Origin of the sequence: Enterococcus sp. DIV0682, from assembly GCF_051712685.1 — a bacterium.
In the GTDB taxonomy this organism is placed as follows: Bacteria; Bacillota; Bacilli; order Lactobacillales; family Enterococcaceae; genus Enterococcus; species Enterococcus faecalis.
On record NZ_JBIOPK010000001.1, the window covers coordinates 1,209,740 to 1,228,248 of the forward strand.

The 18,509-nt window shown below is 36.5% G+C and carries 15 protein-coding genes and 2 pseudogenes; 16 read left to right on the forward strand and 1 reads right to left on the reverse strand.

All coding sequences use genetic code 11. The features are described 5' to 3' along the window. Positions 1 to 104: 104 nt before the first annotated feature. On the reverse strand, positions 105 to 935 hold the full coding sequence (locus tag IGK96_RS05775) for an MBL fold metallo-hydrolase (RefSeq protein WP_070415799.1): 831 nt from the start codon (positions 933 to 935) through the stop codon (positions 105 to 107). A 391-nt stretch (positions 936 to 1,326) separates the two neighbouring features. On the opposite strand from IGK96_RS05775, the gene IGK96_RS05780 reads away from it, so the two are divergent. From IGK96_RS05780 to IGK96_RS05855, 16 genes and pseudogenes are all read left to right on the forward strand, one after another. Beyond that, on the forward strand, positions 1,327 to 2,181 hold the full coding sequence (locus tag IGK96_RS05780) for a LysR family transcriptional regulator (RefSeq protein WP_078126947.1): 855 nt from the start codon (positions 1,327 to 1,329) through the stop codon (positions 2,179 to 2,181). 381 nt (positions 2,182 to 2,562) lie between these two features. After that, positions 2,563 to 3,951 (forward strand): MFS transporter, encoded by a 1,389-nt coding sequence (locus tag IGK96_RS05785; RefSeq protein WP_002382423.1) that lies wholly within the window; start codon positions 2,563 to 2,565, stop codon positions 3,949 to 3,951. Between the two features lie 41 nt (positions 3,952 to 3,992). Beyond that, positions 3,993 to 4,193, forward strand: a pseudogene (locus tag IGK96_RS05790) (hypothetical protein); the annotation flags it as partial. Positions 4,194 to 4,301: 108 nt separating this feature from the next. Further along, a complete protein-coding gene (locus IGK96_RS05795; RefSeq protein ID WP_000997695.1) occupies positions 4,302 to 5,480 on the forward strand; it encodes an IS256-like element ISEf1 family transposase in 1,179 nt (392 codons plus the stop codon). A 53-nt stretch (positions 5,481 to 5,533) separates the two neighbouring features. Beyond that, a pseudogene (locus tag IGK96_RS05800) lies at positions 5,534 to 7,399 on the forward strand (LTA synthase family protein); the annotation flags it as partial. Between the two features lie 500 nt (positions 7,400 to 7,899). Next, positions 7,900 to 8,745, forward strand: a complete 846-nt coding sequence (locus tag IGK96_RS05805; protein WP_010713322.1) for a glycosyltransferase family 8 protein — start codon at positions 7,900 to 7,902, stop codon at positions 8,743 to 8,745. Then, a complete protein-coding gene (locus tag IGK96_RS05810; RefSeq protein ID WP_010713323.1) occupies positions 8,735 to 9,637 on the forward strand; it encodes a glycosyltransferase family 8 protein in 903 nt (300 codons plus the stop codon). Before IGK96_RS05805 ends, IGK96_RS05810 begins: the two co-directional genes overlap by 11 nt. 385 nt (positions 9,638 to 10,022) lie before the next feature. Then, complete coding sequence (locus tag IGK96_RS05815; RefSeq protein ID WP_002360115.1) at positions 10,023 to 10,754, forward strand: GntR family transcriptional regulator; 732 nt, start codon at positions 10,023 to 10,025, stop codon at positions 10,752 to 10,754. 11 nt (positions 10,755 to 10,765) lie between these two features. Then, positions 10,766 to 11,938, forward strand: coding sequence for an SIS domain-containing protein (gene agaS, locus IGK96_RS05820; protein WP_002357242.1), 1,173 nt, complete (start codon positions 10,766 to 10,768; stop codon positions 11,936 to 11,938). Between the two features lie 22 nt (positions 11,939 to 11,960). Beyond that, positions 11,961 to 12,956 (forward strand): tagatose-bisphosphate aldolase, encoded by a 996-nt coding sequence (gene lacD / locus IGK96_RS05825; protein WP_002357245.1) that lies wholly within the window; start codon positions 11,961 to 11,963, stop codon positions 12,954 to 12,956. Positions 12,957 to 12,971: 15 nt separating this feature from the next. Further along, positions 12,972 to 13,913 (forward strand): hexose kinase, encoded by a 942-nt coding sequence (locus IGK96_RS05830; RefSeq protein WP_010706669.1) that lies wholly within the window; start codon positions 12,972 to 12,974, stop codon positions 13,911 to 13,913. Between the two features lie 32 nt (positions 13,914 to 13,945). Then, the gene (locus IGK96_RS05835; RefSeq protein WP_174115613.1) at positions 13,946 to 15,760 is read left to right on the forward strand and encodes a glycoside hydrolase family 35 protein; all 1,815 of its coding nucleotides are present in this window, start codon (positions 13,946 to 13,948) and stop codon (positions 15,758 to 15,760) included. After that, positions 15,757 to 16,236 carry a PTS system mannose/fructose/N-acetylgalactosamine-transporter subunit IIB gene (locus tag IGK96_RS05840; RefSeq protein WP_002408868.1) on the forward strand — a complete coding sequence of 160 codons (480 nt, stop codon included), beginning with the start codon at positions 15,757 to 15,759 and terminating at the stop codon, positions 16,234 to 16,236. The genes IGK96_RS05835 and IGK96_RS05840 overlap by 4 nt, the downstream gene beginning before the upstream one ends. Positions 16,237 to 16,249: 13 nt before the next feature. Next, entirely contained in the window at positions 16,250 to 17,149 is a 900-nt protein-coding gene (locus IGK96_RS05845; RefSeq protein WP_002357253.1) for a PTS mannose/fructose/sorbose/N-acetylgalactosamine transporter subunit IIC, read from the forward strand. Continuing rightward, a complete protein-coding gene (locus tag IGK96_RS05850; protein ID WP_002357254.1) occupies positions 17,136 to 17,945 on the forward strand; it encodes a PTS system mannose/fructose/sorbose family transporter subunit IID in 810 nt (269 codons plus the stop codon). The genes IGK96_RS05845 and IGK96_RS05850 overlap by 14 nt, the downstream gene beginning before the upstream one ends. A gap of 19 nt (positions 17,946 to 17,964) precedes the next feature. Next, positions 17,965 to 18,372 carry a PTS sugar transporter subunit IIA gene (locus tag IGK96_RS05855; RefSeq protein WP_002361967.1) on the forward strand — a complete coding sequence of 136 codons (408 nt, stop codon included), beginning with the start codon at positions 17,965 to 17,967 and terminating at the stop codon, positions 18,370 to 18,372. Positions 18,373 to 18,509: the final 137 nt, after the last annotated feature.

The following is an 18,509-nucleotide window of genomic DNA, read 5'->3' on the forward strand; positions in this document are numbered from 1 at the left end:
TCGAGTATTTTTGTTTTTTAAGATAGTGTAAGTTACGATAAAAGTACCTTGTAATTATCGGTTAAAAGCATATAATAGTGCTGAAAAGAAGGCAAATAATCCGATTAAGTTAGTATTTCTAAACCATCATAACTCGTAATGATTTCATGCTTTTGAGATAAAGCCGCCATCTCCGCATAAGACAAGCCGCCATTGTGAGAAAAATGGTTGGCAACGTAAATCGTTTTATCTGTGACGAGTTTTCTTTCTTTTAATTCTGCAATTAATTTTAAATTTTCTTCCCAATTCATATGACTATTGCCAGTTTCGTTTGTTTGACTAGTACAATCTAAAGAAACAATACTAAGAAGTAAGTGGCTCTTTTCAAGATATTCAAACATTTCTGACGTAAAGTAACCTGTATCATGGGTGGATAAAAAAGCATCTTTACCATCGTCTATAACGAAAATAAAACAATCTTCACTGAAATTTCCATGTTGTGCAGGAAGGGGATAAATCGTATAGTTCGCAATAGTAAAACATTTGTAGGGCTGAATAACCTGATACTGTAATCGGGTATCGTCTTGGCGACCTTCTAAATCAAAGGCGCGCTGATAAAACGTCTTAACTGCTTCATTTCCGTAAACAGTTAAACGATTGGGAATATCTAATGCATAACCAGACATTCGATAAGCCAAATCCTCACCGTAAAAATGATCGGAATGCCAATGAGAGATTAGTAAAGAGTTAAATTCTGCAAAACACAAGTCGTACTGCAACAGGTGTAAATAAGAATCCCCTGGAAAATCAATCAGCAGGACATCATCAATAATTAATTGAGTTTGTGTACGAATTTCTCGTCCTTTTTTCTCTCGAGCGTACTTACATAATTTACAATTACAAAAAATTCCTGGAATCCGTTCTGCTGCACCCGTACCTAAATAGTTGATTTTCATTGGGAGTACCTAACCTTTCTTTGACATTCTTCATACTTAGTAGATAACGCTGAACCTTAAAGTAAATGGGCATGGAAACTGAAACATTTGTTGTGTCCATCTTACCTTTTTTAGAAAAGAATTGAAATGGAATTTCTTAAGTAAATTTGCGTAAAATAGAAAAAGCTAGACGCCTTTGTTAATAAGCTGAATTTACTGCGAATGCTCGTACTATTTCCGAAAAAAAGTTTTACCAAAGGCACTTTCATATCCATCTGCTATTAGTTATAGAAAAATAACAAGATGGACATAGCTTATTAGAGCAAAAATAACTACGCTATTGATAAAGAGTGAGGCGTGTTTTGAACAGGTTACGTGGGCAAATGAATTTGAATAAAAGGGATGACAAAAGATGACTATTGAAAAATTAGAATATTTTTATACCATTGCAAAATATAATAGTATTTCCAAAGCAGCCTCTGAACTCCATGTTAGTAAATCAACCTTAAGTGCGTCATTAAAAGATTTGGAAAGTGAATTGGGCCATTTACTTTTTGACCGTAACGGGAATTCTTTGACGTTAAATTCCTATGGTGATAAAATCGTCCAATCTGTATATATCATTTTAAACGAGGCTAAGAAAATGAAACTTAATTTGCATGAAATGATTGAGAATCCAGTGATGCGTTTAGGTTTTGGAAATACGTCCTTGATGTATAAAGTGACAGAAAATGAGGATCAACTGAATCGTTTTTGGGAATGTTACCATGGTTCATCGTTTGAGTTATTGAATAAATTGGAGAATCATGAGTTGGATTTTGTGATTACTTCTGCAGATGTGAATAGTCCAGTTTTAAAGAAAGAACAATTAATTGAACTAAAAATGTATCTTTGTGTTTCAAGAGAAATTAAACAAGAAATTGAGGAAGAAGGCTTCACCTGTTTGACCAACTATCCATTTCTATTTTTGCCGCATCACTTAGATCATTTAGAAGCTACCAAGAGTGTGCTAGAAATGTTGCACTTAACAAGTCCGCTTGTTTGTTGCTACGATACGTTGATGCTTACTCGTCTCATTGAAAAAAGTAAAGGAGTTTATGCGGTGATCTCTCTTCGGAAAGAACAACTGCAGGAAATTGATTCTAAACTCTTCTTTTTACCGATTGAACGAAAACAAAAATTTTATTTATACCGAAATGTTTCCAGTTCGGTTTTTGTCCAACCTGGTCAAATCAAGGCAACTTTACAAAAGTTGCTAGAGACTTAGCCATTAAAATTACTTTGGAATAGTTACCAAAAATAGCTTTATTCGCTTAGATTTACTTCTGCTGCGGATAAGGCTATTTTTGTTGTTCATTGTTTAAAAGAGATGCTCAATTATGGGGCTGTTCGATATTTCTGAACAGAATGTTCAATTATTTAATAACTTAAGAATCGATAAATCGTATCTATTACGGTTCAATTTAAAGGGGTTCTGGTGTATAGTTTGGCTATCTAAAGATTTACTTTTTTAAGTATAAAATAACTAAATGGCAAGCAATATAAAGAACTGTTGATACGTGAGTACTTGCGATAACTGTGTCGTTAGAAGTTTAAGTGTCATTGTTGCTTTTCCTGTTTTATGTAGTTGCTAGAAAGGACTGTTTTTATGATCGATAGAAAAAAAGTTATTTTGTATACTTGTTGCATGAGTTTGTTTGTAGTGACCATGGATGTTACGGTTGTCAATGTGGCGTTACCATCCATTCAAAGTGATTTTCACACGAATCTGTCTACATTACAGTGGGTAACAGATGGGTACACTTTAATGGTAGCATCCTTATTATTGTTATCTGGGTCTACAGCAGATCGAATTGGCCGTAAACGAGTCCTTCAATTGGGCTTAGCCTGTTTTGGTTTAGCGTCTTTCCTATGTGGGATTTCGCAAACCCCAGGGCAATTGATTGCGTTTCGCATGTTGCAAGGGATTGGTGGTTCTATGTTAAATCCGGTAGCAATGTCTATTATTACACAGGTATTTACCGAAAAGTTAGAACGTGCGAAAGCAATTGGCTTGTGGGGCTCTGTTACAGGGATTTCCTTAGGCATGGGCCCGATTATTGGCGGACTGATTGTTTCTTATTTTAGCTGGCGGTATGTCTTTTTTGTAAATGTACCGATCATTGCTGCGGCAATCATCCTTACACAAAAGTTTGTACCTGAGTCAAAAGTAGAGAAAACGGTGAAAAATGATTTTGTTGGTCAAGCATTGATGATTCTTTTTCTATTTAGTTCTATCTATTCCATTATCGGACTACCTAGAAAAGGGCTTTTCGCGCCAGATATTTTAAGTACTGGGATAATCGGCTGCTTAGCCATTGTCATTTTCTTTATTTATGAATATAACATTGACAATCCGTTAATCAACCCGCGTTTCTTTTTATCTATTCCATTTACATCGGCTTCTTTTTTAGCTATTTTTGGCTTTATCATATATAACGGCTATTTATTTTTAAACACGCTATATTTGCAAGAGATGAGAGGCTTCAGCCCGTTGGAAGCTGGCTTATCAACCATTCCTTTGGCTTTTGTTAGTTTTCTTGTTGCCCCGAGAGCCGGCGAAATGGTAGGGAGAATAGGGACGAAACGTCCTATTATGCTTTGTGGTATTTCAATGTTGGCTGTTAGCTTTTTACAATTATTTGTAACTAAAACAACGCCTATGATTATTTTATTTATTATTTATATCTTTTTAGGCATTGGGTTTGGGATGTTAAATTCGCCGATTACCATTACAGCGATTGAAGGAATGCCACTTTCTCAGTCAGGAACGGCAGCAGCCATTGCGGTGACATGTAAGCAAATTGGCAATTCTTTAGGGGTTGCGCTACCAAGTCTTTTAATTACAAAGCCTATTACTAGTTCGCTTACTCGAACACCTTTTACAAACGTATGGCTTTTATTTGGATGTTGCGCCATTGCGATTATCTTTTTAAGTTATTTATCCAATTCTCCGCTAGCGAAAAAGTCATTGCGCAGAGTTAGGTTTTATTTTTAACAAATCAAGATTTTTTTGAAGGGAAAGGAAGACAAACTTAGATGAAAAAAATAAATAACCGATTAGGACTCTTTTTATTTTTTGTTTTACTCTTTTGGGCAAAAACGATTCTGGCGTATTACCTAGATTTCTCATTGGGCGTTAAGGGCAGTCTCCAGCGAGAAATTTTATGGTTCAATCCAGTTGCTACTACGCTGTTATTATTTGGTTTTAGTTTGTATTTTAAAAAGCATAAAACATTTAGAGAGTGTAAAATATTTTGTGTAAATGAAAAAATCCATACAAAAAAGGAAGTCGCTTCTGTAGAATAAAGTTAACGACAACCAATTCACAGAAAAGAGGACTTCCCTATGAATGATTTTACTACAGAAATTGTGCAAACTCTAGTCACTAAAGGCGATTTAAATGAATTATTCCGTTCGCACTTAGAAAAAGCGATAAACACACTCCTACGGACTGAATTAACGGCTTTTTTAGATTACGAAAAATATGATCGCACTGGTTTTAATTCAGGTAATTCGAGAAACGGTTCTTACTTTCGATCAATCAAAACCGAATATGGTGAATTAACATTGGAAATACCTAGAGATCGTAATGGTGAGTTTAAACAACAAACTTTACCAGCCTACAAAAGAACAAACGATACATTGGAAACCACTATTATCCATTTATTCGAAAAAGGTGTTACGATGTCTGAAATTGCTGATTTGATCGAAAAAATGTACGGTCATCACTATACTCCACAAACCATGTCCAACATGACTAAAGTTCTGACTGAAGAAGTAAATGCCTTTAAATCCAGAGCCTTAAATGATAAGTATGTCGCTATTTTTATGGACGCTACTTACATTCCACTAAAACGTCAAACCGTATCCAAAGAAGCGATTTATATTGCCATTGGTATACGAGAAGACGGCACTAAAGAAGTACTGAGTTATGCGATTGCTCCAACTGAATCAACATACGTTTGGAATGAGCTGCTACAGGATATTAACTCCAGAGGAGTTCAAGAAGTCTTGCTTTTTATTACGGACGGCTTAAAAGGCATGAAAGATACTATCCATCAAATTTATCCTAAAGCAAAATATCAGCATTGTTGTATCCATGTATCTCGTAATATCGCTCATAAAGTACGTGTCAAAGACCGAAAAGAAATCTGTGATGACTTTAAGGCTGTTTATCAAGCTAACTCAAAAGAAGAAGCGAATACCTTCTTATCCGGCATGATTGAGAAATGGAAGAAAAACTATCCTAAAGTGACGCAGTCACTCATAGAAAACCAAGACTTATTAACTTTTTATGATTTTCCACCTAGCATTCGTAGAACCATTTACTCAACCAATCTAATCGAGTCTTTCAATAAGCAAATTAAAAGATACAGCCGTAGAAAAGAGCAGTTTCAAAATGAAGAATCACTAGAACGCTTTCTAGTCAGCATTTTTGATACATACAATCAAAAATTTCTAAACAGAAGCCATAAAGGTTTTCAACAGGTAACCGATACATTAGTTTCAATGTTTACTGAGTAACTAATTATTTTGCAGGAGGACAATTTATTTACACAAAATTATTGACGCTCCCAACATTTATGCTTAGCTTAACTCTTTTAAATGTTTTAAATACATTAATTTTATATTTGAATATTATTTTTTATCGTGAATTCACTGACTTTATTACCATCCAATCTGTTTTTGGCTTTTCAAAAGTTTCAGAAGGGATTTCTGGTGATTTACTTGCTTTAATGAGAGTCCACGATGTCTTTTATTGGCTAGATACTTTAGTACTGCTCGTTTTGGTATTTTACTCTTTTAAACAGCGACGGAATCATCAAGTCTTTGTGACCAAACCTATCAACAGAAGATTGGCGATCTCAATTAGTTGTTTAAGTGTCTTGCTCTTTTCGGTTAACTTATTTTTAAGCGAAACCGATCGTCCTCAATTGCTTCAAAGAATTTTTGACCGTAATTATATTGTAAAATATCTTGGCTTGGATGCATTCACAGCCATCGATGGTGTCAAAACAGCCATGTCAAATGAGGTAAGAGCAGAAGCTAGTTCAAACGAATTACCTGAAATCATGAAATTTACCAAGCAAAACAATTTACCGCTTAATCCACAGTATGCCGGAATTGCCAAAGGAAAAAATGTATTTGTGATTCATTTAGAAAGTTTTCAACAATTTTTGATTAATATGAAAGTCCAAGGCCAAGAGGTTACACCGTTTTTAAATCAGCTCTATCAAAACAAAGCGACAATCAGTTTTGATAATTTCTTTCATGAAGTAGGGCAAGGAAAAACGAGTGATGCGGAGAATATGTTGGAAACAGGAACATTCGGGCTCCCGCAAGGCTCTCTTTTTACACAATTAGGATCAGACAATACTTTCGAAGCGGCTCCTGCAGTTTTAGGACAAAAAGGCTATACAACCGCTGTTTTCCATGGAAATGTGGGGAGTTTTTGGAATCGAGACCATGTGTATAAAAACTTAGGTTATCAATACTTTTTTGATCGGTCATATTTTTCAAAAGATGACAAAATGCTAGGTTACGGTATTTTAGATAAACAATTGTTGCGTGAATCAGCTAGTGAGCTTGAACATTTACAGCAGCCATTCTATGCGAAGTTTTTAACTGTGACCAATCATACCCCTTATTATACGGATGACCAAAACTTCCCGTTTCCTAAATTGAACACAGGCAATTCGATTGTGGATGATTATGTTCGAACAGCGCACTATTTGGATCAATCGCTAGAACAATTTTTCCATTACTTGCAAACAACAAGTTTATACAATCATTCTATTTTTGTTATTTATGGTGACCACTTCGGTATTTCAGATGCGAACAACAAGGACTTATGTAAAGCCTTCAACCGCGATCCAAAAACGTGGACAAACTATGACAATGCGCAATTGCAAAGAGTACCTTTGATGTTTTACATGCCAGGCTATACGCAAGGGAAAATCATGCACGAATATGGTGGGGAAATTGACGTTTTACCGACACTGTACCATCTTTTAGGTGTCGATGATAAAAATTATATCCATTTTGGCACGGACCTTTTATCTCCTCAATGTAAACAAGTGGTTCCTTTTAGAAATGGCGATTTTGTAACGCCTCAATTTTCGTATCTAGGTGGGGAAATCTACAATAATCAAGGGAAAAAATTAGACCAAGTTCCAGCAGATTTAAAAGCAGAAGTCACGAAAGATAACGATTGGGTGAAAAAATCGTTAAGTTTATCTGACAAATTAAATCAGGAAAACCTTTTACGTTTTTATAAACCACAAGGATTCCAAGAAGTGCAACCAAAGGACTACAACTATGATGTAGCTTTTGAAAAAAACAAAGTCTTAGAAGTAGAAAAACAAAAAAATGCACAATCAACTAGCTTGTTTAGTCAAAATGGCAATCAAACGACAGTCCAAAATTATCCGACTACGCCATAGATCATTTAAGAAGGATAACTTTTGGAAGGGAAAGAGAATCATATATGAAGTGAAAGAGGTCAGAACAGAGCCGTTTATTTTCGAAGGAATTGCTTCTGTTCCCGCCGTTTATCCGGTTTTGAGCCTGGAACAAAAATCCAAAGTGATTTTTGTCCCAGGCTTTTTCGCTCTTTTATTGAGTAAGAAGTCAGTTTAGAATTTATATTAAGTTTCGCTGTACATTTTAAAATTATAATCAACAGAAAATACAACAGGCGGATTTTTAGATAAAAAAATTAGTAAAACAAGTATTAAATAAATAGTATTTTTGAGGATAAAGTAAGAGAAATGTTGTTTTTTTTATAGTTGTTAACGGAAAACAAAATTATTTTATAGCCATAAAATATATTTTTATTATAATTATATTATAAAACAATGAGCATATGATTTGCAGATAAGTTTTTCAGGGCCTATTCTGAATAGGAACTTAGCTATAAAAATAAAAGAGGAGAGTGGTTTTGATGAGAAAAAATCAGAAGATTGTGCCAATTGTGACAGCTTCAGACGAAAATTATGCTCCTTATTTGAATGTAATGATGACAACTGTTTTAGAAAATTGTCATTCGGAGAGATCTGTTCATTTTTATGTGATTGATGATGGGCTGTCGCTATCTAGCAAAAAAGCACTCCAAGAAACGGTTAGTAGTAACTCACAAAATGCGACTGTTGAATTTCTAACAGCAGACAAAGAAGTCTATCAAAATTTTTTAGTGAGTGATCATATTACAACGACCGCATACTTACGCATTTCTTTACCGTCACTTTTACAAAAATATAGCTATAAAAAGGTTCTTTATTTAGATGCAGATACGCTGGTTTTAGATGATATTGTCCAGTTGTATGATACGCCATTAGTGAACCAAACGATTGGCGCGGTTATTGATCCTGGTCAAGCATATGCCTTGAAACGTTTGGGCATCCATTCCTCCGATTATTATTTTAATTCAGGAGTTATGATTATTGATATTGACCGATGGAACGAGAAAGCAATCACGCAAAAAACAATTCAGTATCTAGAAGAAAATGGGGACCGCATAGTTTATCATGACCAAGATGCTTTAAACGCCGTTCTTTATGAAGATTGGCTAGCTTTAGAACCAAGATGGAATATGCAGACGTCTTTAGTTTTTAATCGTCATGAAGCGCCTAATGAGGCTTACCAAAAATTATATGCAGCGGGAAATCAAGAGCCAGCGATTATTCATTTTACTGGTCACGATAAACCCTGGAATACGTTAGAAAATCATCCTTATACAGCTCTTTATCTAAACAAGTTAAAGAAAGTAGGTGCAAGAAATGGAAAATAGAAAAGAATTAGCGATTGTCTCATGTTGCAATACCAACTTTGTACCGCATCTTGCTGCTATGTTTGTTTCAATTTTAGAAAATAGTCCTTCAGCGGCAGCTGTTCATTTTTATGTGATTGATGACAATATCAATTTTGAAAGCAAGCAACTACTGTATTTTACGATTAAACATACCCAAATCAATGCAGAGTTAACATTTTTAAAAATCAACCCCCATTTTTTCAAAAATGTTGTAACCAGTGAACGAATTCCCAAAACAGCTTACTACAGGATTGCTATTCCAGAGTTGTTTAGAGGAAGCCAGATCGAACGGCTGTTGTATATGGATTGTGACATGATTGCCTTAGATGATGTCGCAAAATTATGGACAGTTGATTTAGGTGAAAATATCATCGCCGCTGTTGAAGATGCAGGGTTCCATCAACGTTTGGAAAAAATGGCGATTCCTGCAGAATCTATGTGTTATTTTAACTCAGGCTTGTTGCTAATCGATGTTAAAAAATGGTTGAATTTAGATGTAACCACTAAAGTCTTAAGATTTATTGAAGAAAATCCAGATAAATTACGTTTCCATGATCAAGATGCATTGAATGCGGTTTTACACGACCGTTGGACCCAGTTACATCCTAAGTGGAATGCCCAAGGTTATATTCTGTCAAAAGCGAAAAAACATCCGACTATTTATGGAGAAAGACAATATGACGAAACGAGAAGAGCACCATCCATTATCCACTTTACTGGCCATGTCAAACCTTGGACGAAAGAATTTCAGTGGTATACCAAGCGTTATTATGATCAATATGCGAACAGGACTGCCTTTCGTTGTGTCAACACATTCAATCAATATTTATCTTATACGAAAATTAGCAGAAGGATTGAATATGCTCAATAATGAATATTGTCATGGATTTCGTAAAATCAGTTACTTGTTAGTTGTTGCCAAAACCAAACAATAGAAACGAAGAAGTCGGGATCGAACTGTTTTTCAGATTTTGAGTATGAGACAAAAATCTAAAGTGATTTTTGTCTCATACTCTTTTTTGTCTATTTAAAATAAAGCCAGCAACTGGTATCATATTTAAGGATGGTTTTTTATAAAAAAATGATTTCTTGAGGGAAAAAATATTACAATAAAGAAAAATAAAAAAATGTAAACGTTATCATTTCAAGGTTATAGCGGTATGAAGATATTTATTAATACTTTTTATTGACAAAATAAAAAAAACCACCGTACTATTGGTTTGTGGTTATAACCAGTTAGGGTAAAGGAGAAAGTTATGGAAAATGCCTTTAAAAACAAAGCTTTGTATCATCAACTTGTTGATTTGCTGCAGGAACGAATCGAAACATGCATGATTCCTCATGACAAGTTGCCCTCTGAACGTGAATTGACTGCACAATATGGAGTGAGTCGGACGACGGTCCGGTTAGCGCTACAAGAACTAGAAAATAGAGGTTCCATCTATCGTCGTCATGGCAAAGGAACATTTGTTTCAGATATAAAAAAAGAGGCCGCTGATTTAGCTGGCGCATATAGTTTTACAGAACAAATGAAAGGGCTGGGTCGAAAACCACATACCCGTATATTATCCTTCGAAAAATTGGAAGCGGATAAATTTATTTGTCAGCATTTGAATCTTTCGTTAGGAGAGGCAGTTTTTAAATTAAGTCGGTTGCGGATTGCTGATAACGAGCCATTAATGGTTGAAGACACATACTTGCCTGTGAAATTTTTCTTATCACTCACGGATCAATTACTACGTAGCAAACCATTATATGATCTATTTTCGGAAGATTTTAAGCAAACCGTTCGTTTAGCTGATGAAGAATTATACGCTAGCATTGCTTCAAAAGAAGATGCCAAATTATTGATGATTCCAGAAGGAGCGCCAGTCCTTCATTTAGCACGCCAGACATATAACATGAAAAATGAAATTATTGAATTTACGTTGAGTGTGGCACGAGCAGACCAATTTCATTATCAGATACGCCATATTCGGAATAGTTAGGAGAGTTAAGTATGTTTACAGCAGAAAAAGAAGAACTAGAACAACTAGGAGCGGAAATCACGACACGTGAAATTCGTCAGCAACCTGAGCTTTGGCAAGAAACCGTGACACTTTATCATGAAAATCAAACAGCTTTGGAAAACTTTTTAAAAGAAGTCCAAGCCAAAGCGCAAGGAAAACGCACAAGAGTAATTTTTACAGGAGCAGGGACTTCGCAATATGTCGGTGATACGGTTGTACCTTATCTCCGAGCACACGGCGACACACAAGCTTTTTCATTCGAAAGTATTGGGACAACGGATATTGTGGCCAAACCAGAAGATTATCTGATTAAAGACGAACCAACATTGTTAGTTTCGTTTGCAAGAAGTGGAAATAGTCCTGAAAGTTTAGCGGCAGTTGAAGTAGCTAATCAAGTGGTTGAAACAATTCATCATTTAGCGATTACTTGTGCTGAAGAAGGACAACTGGCACAAATAAGCCAAAAAGAAGAAAACAGCTTTTTATTCTTAATGCCAACACGTTCCAATGATGGTGGTTTTGCGATGACTGGTAGCTTTTCTTGCATGACCTTGGGTACATTACTACTCTTTGATCAAACAGCCTTTGAGCAAAAACAAGATTATGTAACCGCTCTAATTAAATTAGGTGAAGAAGTGCTATCCCGTGAAGAAGAATTAAATGAAATTGTTAACCTTGATTTTGAACGCATTGTTTATGTTGGTTCTGGAAGTTTAGCTGGTTTGACAAGAGAAGCGCAATTGAAAATTTTAGAACTAACAGCCGGCAAAGTTGCCACAATTTTTGACTCTTCTATGGGCTTCCGTCATGGACCAAAATCATTTATTAATGAAAAAACAATAATGTTTGGTTTTGTTAATAATACACCATACACAAGAGATTATGACTTGGATATCTTAGAAGAAGTTCACGGTGACGAAATTGCGGCGGGTGTTTTTGCGATTGCTCAACCTGGCAAACGTAATTTCTCAGGTTCAACTATTGAATATTCCGCAGAAACTGCTCTATTACCTGATGGCTATTTAGCATTAGCAGATATCATGGTAGCCCAAACAGTCGCACTTTTAACATCTATTAAAGTTGGAAATAAACCGGATACCCCTTCACCGACAGGTACAGTGAATCGTGTGGTTAAAGGTGTAACGATTTATGACTATAAATAATACAACATTTGGAGGAGGAACTATGCTTACGTTAACAGCTGGAAAAAAAGCGGCAATGGATCGTTTGTCAACCCAAGAAGGAATCATTAGCGCATTAGCCATTGATCAACGAGGTGCCTTGAAAAAAATGATCAAAGCGCTAGATGTAGAGCCAACTGATGCACAAATTGAAACGTTTAAAGAATTAGTCTCGAAAGAATTGACACCTTATGCGTCCGCCATTTTATTGGATCCAGAATATGGATTGCCTGCTGCAAAAGCACGCGATACCGAGGCTGGATTGTTACTCGCTTATGAAAAAACGGGCTATGATGCAACAACTCCGGGACGATTGCCTGATTTACTAGCAGATTGGTCTGTTTTACGCTTGAAAGAAGAAGGCGCAGATGCGATTAAATTTTTACTCTACTATGATGTGGATGAGGATCCAGAAATCAATCATCAAAAACATGTATTTATTGAACGCTTAGGGAGTGAATGTGCAGAAGAAGACCTACCATTTTACTTAGAATTAGTTTCTTATGATGCACAAATAGCAGATGCAACTTCTTTAGAATATGCAAAAGTTAAACCGCATAAAGTGAATGAAATGATGAAAGAATTTTCTAAACCCCAATATAAAGTAGATGTATTGAAAGTGGAAGTTCCAGTTAATATGAATTTTGTAGAAGGTTTTGCGCCGGCTGAAACAGCGTATACAAAAGAGGAAGCGGCGAATTATTTCTTAGAACAAAGTCAAGCCACTGATTTACCATTTATCTTTTTAAGTGCCGGTGTCTCAACAGAGCTATTCCAAGAAACACTACGTTTCGCTAAAGAAGCTGGTTCAACATTTAATGGTGTTTTATGTGGCCGTGCTACGTGGAAAAATGGCGTGAAACCTTTCGTTGAAGCAGGAGAAACTGCGGCTTGTGATTGGTTAAAAACAGAAGGCCGAGAAAACATTGAAAGTTTAAATGAAGTCATCGCAGCAACCGCCAGCTCTTGGCATGCGAAAGTTCAAGTAAACGAAGGGTAATTGGGAGGCATAGCTGTGATAGTAACAGTAACAATGAATCCGTCAATTGACATCTCCTACCTATTAGATCATCTAAAGCTTGATACCGTTAATCGGACCAGTCAGGTGACCAAAACCCCTGGTGGCAAAGGACTAAATGTCACTCGCGTTATTCATGATTTAGGTGGAGATGTTATCGCTACCGGCGTTCTTGGTGGTTTTCATGGGGCGTTTATTGCAAATGAGTTAAAGAAAGCAAACATCCCCCAAGCATTTACGTCAATCAAAGAAGAAACACGTGATTCGATTGCGATTTTGCACGAGGGGAATCAAACTGAAATTTTAGAAGCTGGACCAACTGTTTCCCCAGAAGAAATCAGTAACTTCCTTGAAAATTTCGATCAATTAATTAAGCAAGCAGAAATTGTCACAATTTCTGGCAGTTTAGCGAAAGGATTACCATCAGATTTTTATCAAGAATTAGTTCAAAAAGCTCACGCACAAGAGGTTAAAGTGCTACTAGATACTTCTGGTGATAGTTTAAGGCAAGTTCTTCAAGGACCATGGAAACCGTATTTAATTAAACCTAATTTAGAGGAACTAGAAGGATTGCTAGGGCAAGATTTTTCAGAAAATCCATTAGCAGCTGTACAAACAGCTTTAACAAAACCAATGTTTGCGGGAATTGAATGGATTGTCATATCTTTAGGAAAAGATGGTGCAATTGCCAAACATCACGATCAATTCTATCGTGTAAAAATTCCAACGATTCAAGCTAAAAATCCTGTTGGTTCAGGAGATGCAACCATTGCTGGTCTTGCATATGGACTAGCCAAGGATGCCCCAGCGGCCGAACTGCTAAAATGGGGCATGGCGGCTGGAATGGCTAATGCCCAAGAAAGAATGACTGGGCATGTAGACGTAGAGAACGTGAAGAAACATCTTATGAACATCCAAGTAGTCGAAATTGCTAAATAAAGAGCTTTCTTTATTTAGCAATTATCCAGTGATTGAAAGCGTTTACTAGAAAGGGTGGCAATGTGGACAGATTTGAAATTAAAGAGGAGTTTCTTTTAAATGGTCAACCATTTAAAATTTTATCAGGCGCCATTCATTATTTTCGTGTAGATCCCTCAGATTGGTATCATTCACTTTATAACTTGAAAGCTTTAGGCTTCAATACAGTTGAGACATATGTACCATGGAATTTACATGAACCGCAAAAAGAAACATTTCATTTTGAGGGAATATTAGATTTGGAGCGCTTTTTAAAATTAGCACAAGAACTTGGACTATATGCGATTGTGCGGCCGTCTCCTTATATTTGTGCAGAATGGGAGTTTGGCGGTTTTCCAGCCTGGCTATTAAATGAACCAGGACGGATGCGTTCGAATAATCCAACCTATCTGAAGCATGTTGCGGAATATTATGATGTTTTAATGGAAAAAATTGTTCCGCATCAACTTGCTAACGGTGGCAATATTTTAATGATTCAAATCGAAAACGAATATGGTTCATTTGGCGAAGAAAAAGCGTATTTACGGGCGATTCGCGATTTGATGATTGCACGTGGCGTGACAGCACCATTTTTTACTTCTGACGGGCCATGGCGCGCAACATTGCGGGCAGGCAGCATGATTGAAGATGATATTTTAGTAACTGGGAATTTTGGCTCAAAAGCCAAAGAAAATTTCGGTATGATGCAAGCCTTTTTTGAAGAACATGGTAAAAAATGGCCGCTAATGTGTATGGAATTTTGGGATGGCTGGTTTAATCGTTGGAAAGAGCCAATTATTAAACGAGATCCGCAAGAATTGGCTGAATCAGTTAGAGAAGCATTAGCATTAGGCAGTATCAACTTATATATGTTTCATGGCGGCACCAATTTTGGGTTTATGAATGGCTGCTCCGCACGAGGAACCATTGATTTACCACAAATCACTTCCTATGATTATGATGCGCCACTTGATGAACAAGGGAACCCAACCGAAAAGTATTTCGCGTTACAAAAAATGCTTCACGAAGAGTACCCTGCGTTACCACAAGCTGAACCATTAGTAAAAGATTCTTTTGCGCAAACAGCAATTCCTTTAACCAACAAAGTGAGTTTGTTTGCGACTTTAGAAACGATTAGTCAGCCAGTGGTCAGCGTTTATCCGCAAACCATGGAACAATTAGGACAAAATACCGGCTATCTTCTTTACCGAACAAGCATTGAAAAAGATGCTGCAGAAGAAAAGCTAAGAGTGATTGACGGTCGTGATCGTCTGCAATTATTTGTCAATCAGGTACATCAAGCAACGCAATATCAAACGGAAATTGGCGAAGATATTTACGTTACACTGCCGCAAGAGAATAATCAAATCGATATTTTAATGGAAAATATGGGTCGTGTCAATTACGGGCATAAACTATTTGCAGATACTCAGAAAAAAGGGATTCGAACGGGTGTCATGGCAGATTTACATTTTATGACGCAATGGCAACAATATTGTTTACCTATGACAAGCTGTGAACAGGTAGACTATTCAAGAGAATGGCAACCTGATCAACCAAGCTTTTACCAGTATCATATGGAGTTAGCAGAAGTGAAAGATACATTTATTGATGTTTCTAAATTCGGCAAAGGAATTGTTTTTGTTAACCAAACCAATCTTGGTCGTTTCTGGAATGTTGGTCCGACGCTTTCCTTATATATTCCCAAAGGATTATTAAAAGAAGGGCAAAATGAGATCGTCATTTTTGAAACGGAAGGAACGTACCAACCAGAAATTCAGTTAGTAAAAGAACCACTATATAAAGAAATGAAAGAGGGATTACAATGAGTATTATTGGCGTAAGAATTGATGGACGTTTGATTCATGGACAAGTGGCAAATTTATGGGCGACAAAATTGAATATTTCCAGAATTATGGTCGTTGATGATGAGGTTGCAGGGAATGCCATTGAAAAAAGTGGTTTGAAATTAGCAACACCAGCTGGCGTGAAACTAAGCGTGTTACCAATTGAAAAAGCTGCTCAAAATATTTTAGCAGGAAAATACGACTCACAACGTTTATTAATTGTGGTACGGAAACCAGATCGTTTATTAAAACTAGTAGAACTTGGGGTGCCGATTAAAGAAATCAATGTTGGGAACATGTCTCAAACAAACGAAACACGGTCGATTACTAAGTCAATCAATGTGGTCGATCAAGATATTGAGGTTTTTAAAGAGTTAAATGCTAAAGGTGTCCATCTGATTGCTCAAATGGTGCCAAGTGACAAAGCGGAAGACTTTATGAGTTTGATAACAAAATAGGAGGGAACAAAAAATGAATATCTTATGGTGGCAGATCTTATTATTAACATTATACGCAGGATACCAAATTTTAGATGAATTACAAATTTATTCTTCATTAAGTGCACCAGTGTTTGCAGGTCTTTTTGCAGGATTAGTGATGGGGGATATTAAAGCAGGACTTATTATTGGTGGAAGTATGCAATTAACTGTATTAGGAGTTGGGACTTTCGGGGGTGCCTCCAAAATTGATGCTAACTCAGGTACGATTCTTGCCACAGCATTTTCTGTGTCTTTAGGAATGAACCCTGAACAAGCAATCGCTGCTATTGCAGTACCAGTTGCTAGTTTAATGATTCAATTAGACATTTTGGCTCGTTTTGCGAATACCTACTTTGCACATCGGATTGATAAAATGGTCGAAGATATGAACTACAAAGGAATTGAACGTAACTTCTTAATGGGTGCCTTACCTTGGTCTCTTTCTCGAATGATTCCAGTCTTCTTAGCACTTGCTTTTGGTGGTGGTTTAGTACAAAAAGTTGTATCTGTCCTAAATGGCGATTTGAAATGGTTAGGTGATGGCTTGTCTGTTGCTGGGGCGGTCTTACCAGCGGTCGGTTTTGCAATTTTACTACGTTACTTACCAGTGAAAAAACATTTCCCTTATTTAATTCTTGGTTTCACTGTAACTGCTTTACTAGGAACAATCTTTACAAACATGCAACTTTTAGGAACATCTGTTGCGAGCGTTGTGAAAGACTTCAGTGGTGTATTTAACGCACTACCAATGTTAGCAGTCGCTTTAATTGGTTTCGCTTTAGCCGCAATTAGCTACAAAAATGGCCAAATGATTCCGAGTGGGCCAGCAGCCAAAAAAGAACATGCAGCGAATGATTCAGACGAAGGAGAGATTGAAGATGACGAAATCTAATTATAAATTGACGAAAGAAGATTTTAAACAAATTAATCGCAGAAGCTTGTTTACTTTCCAATTAGGTTGGAACTACGAAAGAATGCAAGGATCAGGTTACTTGTATACGATTTTGCCACAATTGCGTAAAATTTATGGGGATGATACGCCTGAATTAAAAGAAGTAATGAAAACACACACGCAATTTTTCAATACTTCAAACTTCTTTAATACAATTATTACAGGGATCGATTTGGCCATTGAAGAAAAAGAAGGCATTGCTGGAAAACAAACAGTTTCAGGTTTGAAAACTGGTTTAATGGGACCGTTTGCAGCAATTGGGGATTCAATTTTCGCAGCTTTAATTCCAACTATTTTTGGGGCGCTAGCTGCCAACATGGCGATTAATGGCAACCCAACTGGTATCTTTATCTGGATTGTTGCTCAAATTGCCGTGATGGTCTTCCGTTGGAAACAATTGGAATTTGCGTATCGCGAAGGAATTTCTTTGGTAACAACTATGCAACACCGCTTAACTGCCTTAACAGACGCTGCAACTTTACTAGGGGTCTTCATGGTTGGCGCTTTAGTGGCAACGATGGTTAATGTCAAACTATCATGGGCACCAAGTATTGGGGATGTAACACTTAACATGCAAAATAACTTGGATATGATTTTACCACGCCTACTTCCTGCAGGAATTGTCGGTGGCGTTTATTGGATGCTAGGTAAAAAGAATATGACGTCTACTAAAGCCATTTTTATCGTATTAATTGTCTGTGTCGCATTGTCTGCGTTAGGTGTTATTTCAAAATAAGTAAGACAGGAGAAAATCGATGAGTGAACATTTAGTTTTAGTAAGTCATGGCCGTTTTTGCGAGGAATTGAAAAAAAGTGCGGAGATGATTATGGGACCGCAAGAAACAATTTCCACTGTTGCTTTATTACCAGAAGAAGGTGAAGCTGACTTTTTAGAAAAATTTGAAGCGATTACGGAATCGTTAGAAGATTTTGTTGTCTTTGCTGATCTATTAGGGGGGACACCTTGTAATATATTATCTAAAAAAATTATGCAAGGTGCTTCGTTTGACTTATATACTGGAATGAATTTACCGATGGTTATCAGCTATGTAAATGCAAGTTTATTAGCGATTGAAGGTGACTATGTTAAGGAATCAGCAGAAAGTATTGTGAAAGTCAACGAATTGCTGCTAAATGTTGCAGTAGATGACGAGGATGAATAATTCTGACTTGTTGTCGTAAGTAATCAAAGTTTTTAAGAGAATGATTTAGAGATGGACGTTCCAAAAATAAAAGAATTTATTTTTGGAACGCCCCTTTAATTGTTAATAATGAAAGCGTGTTCAAAAAATGTTAGGGG

What these genes read in the sequence shown, in the direction of transcription:
- IGK96_RS05855 (WP_002361967.1), top strand. Translation starts at nt 17,965, where the DNA reads ATGAGTGAACATTTAGTTTTAGTAAGTCATGGCCGTTTTTGCGAGGAA.
- IGK96_RS05840 (WP_002408868.1), top strand. Translation starts at nt 15,757, where the DNA reads ATGAGTATTATTGGCGTAAGAATTGATGGACGTTTGATTCATGGACAA.
- IGK96_RS05815 (WP_002360115.1), top strand. Translation starts at nt 10,023, where the DNA reads ATGGAAAATGCCTTTAAAAACAAAGCTTTGTATCATCAACTTGTTGAT.
- IGK96_RS05785 (WP_002382423.1), top strand. Translation starts at nt 2,563, where the DNA reads ATGATCGATAGAAAAAAAGTTATTTTGTATACTTGTTGCATGAGTTTG.
- IGK96_RS05795 (WP_000997695.1), top strand. Translation starts at nt 4,302, where the DNA reads ATGAATGATTTTACTACAGAAATTGTGCAAACTCTAGTCACTAAAGGC.
- IGK96_RS05775 (WP_070415799.1), bottom strand. Translation starts at nt 935, where the DNA reads ATGAAAATCAACTATTTAGGTACGGGTGCAGCAGAACGGATTCCAGGA.
- IGK96_RS05780 (WP_078126947.1), top strand. Translation starts at nt 1,327, where the DNA reads ATGACTATTGAAAAATTAGAATATTTTTATACCATTGCAAAATATAAT.
- lacD (WP_002357245.1), top strand. Translation starts at nt 11,961, where the DNA reads ATGCTTACGTTAACAGCTGGAAAAAAAGCGGCAATGGATCGTTTGTCA.
- IGK96_RS05805 (WP_010713322.1), top strand. Translation starts at nt 7,900, where the DNA reads ATGAGAAAAAATCAGAAGATTGTGCCAATTGTGACAGCTTCAGACGAA.
- IGK96_RS05810 (WP_010713323.1), top strand. Translation starts at nt 8,735, where the DNA reads ATGGAAAATAGAAAAGAATTAGCGATTGTCTCATGTTGCAATACCAAC.
- agaS (WP_002357242.1), top strand. Translation starts at nt 10,766, where the DNA reads ATGTTTACAGCAGAAAAAGAAGAACTAGAACAACTAGGAGCGGAAATC.
- IGK96_RS05850 (WP_002357254.1), top strand. Translation starts at nt 17,136, where the DNA reads ATGACGAAATCTAATTATAAATTGACGAAAGAAGATTTTAAACAAATT.
- IGK96_RS05845 (WP_002357253.1), top strand. Translation starts at nt 16,250, where the DNA reads ATGAATATCTTATGGTGGCAGATCTTATTATTAACATTATACGCAGGA.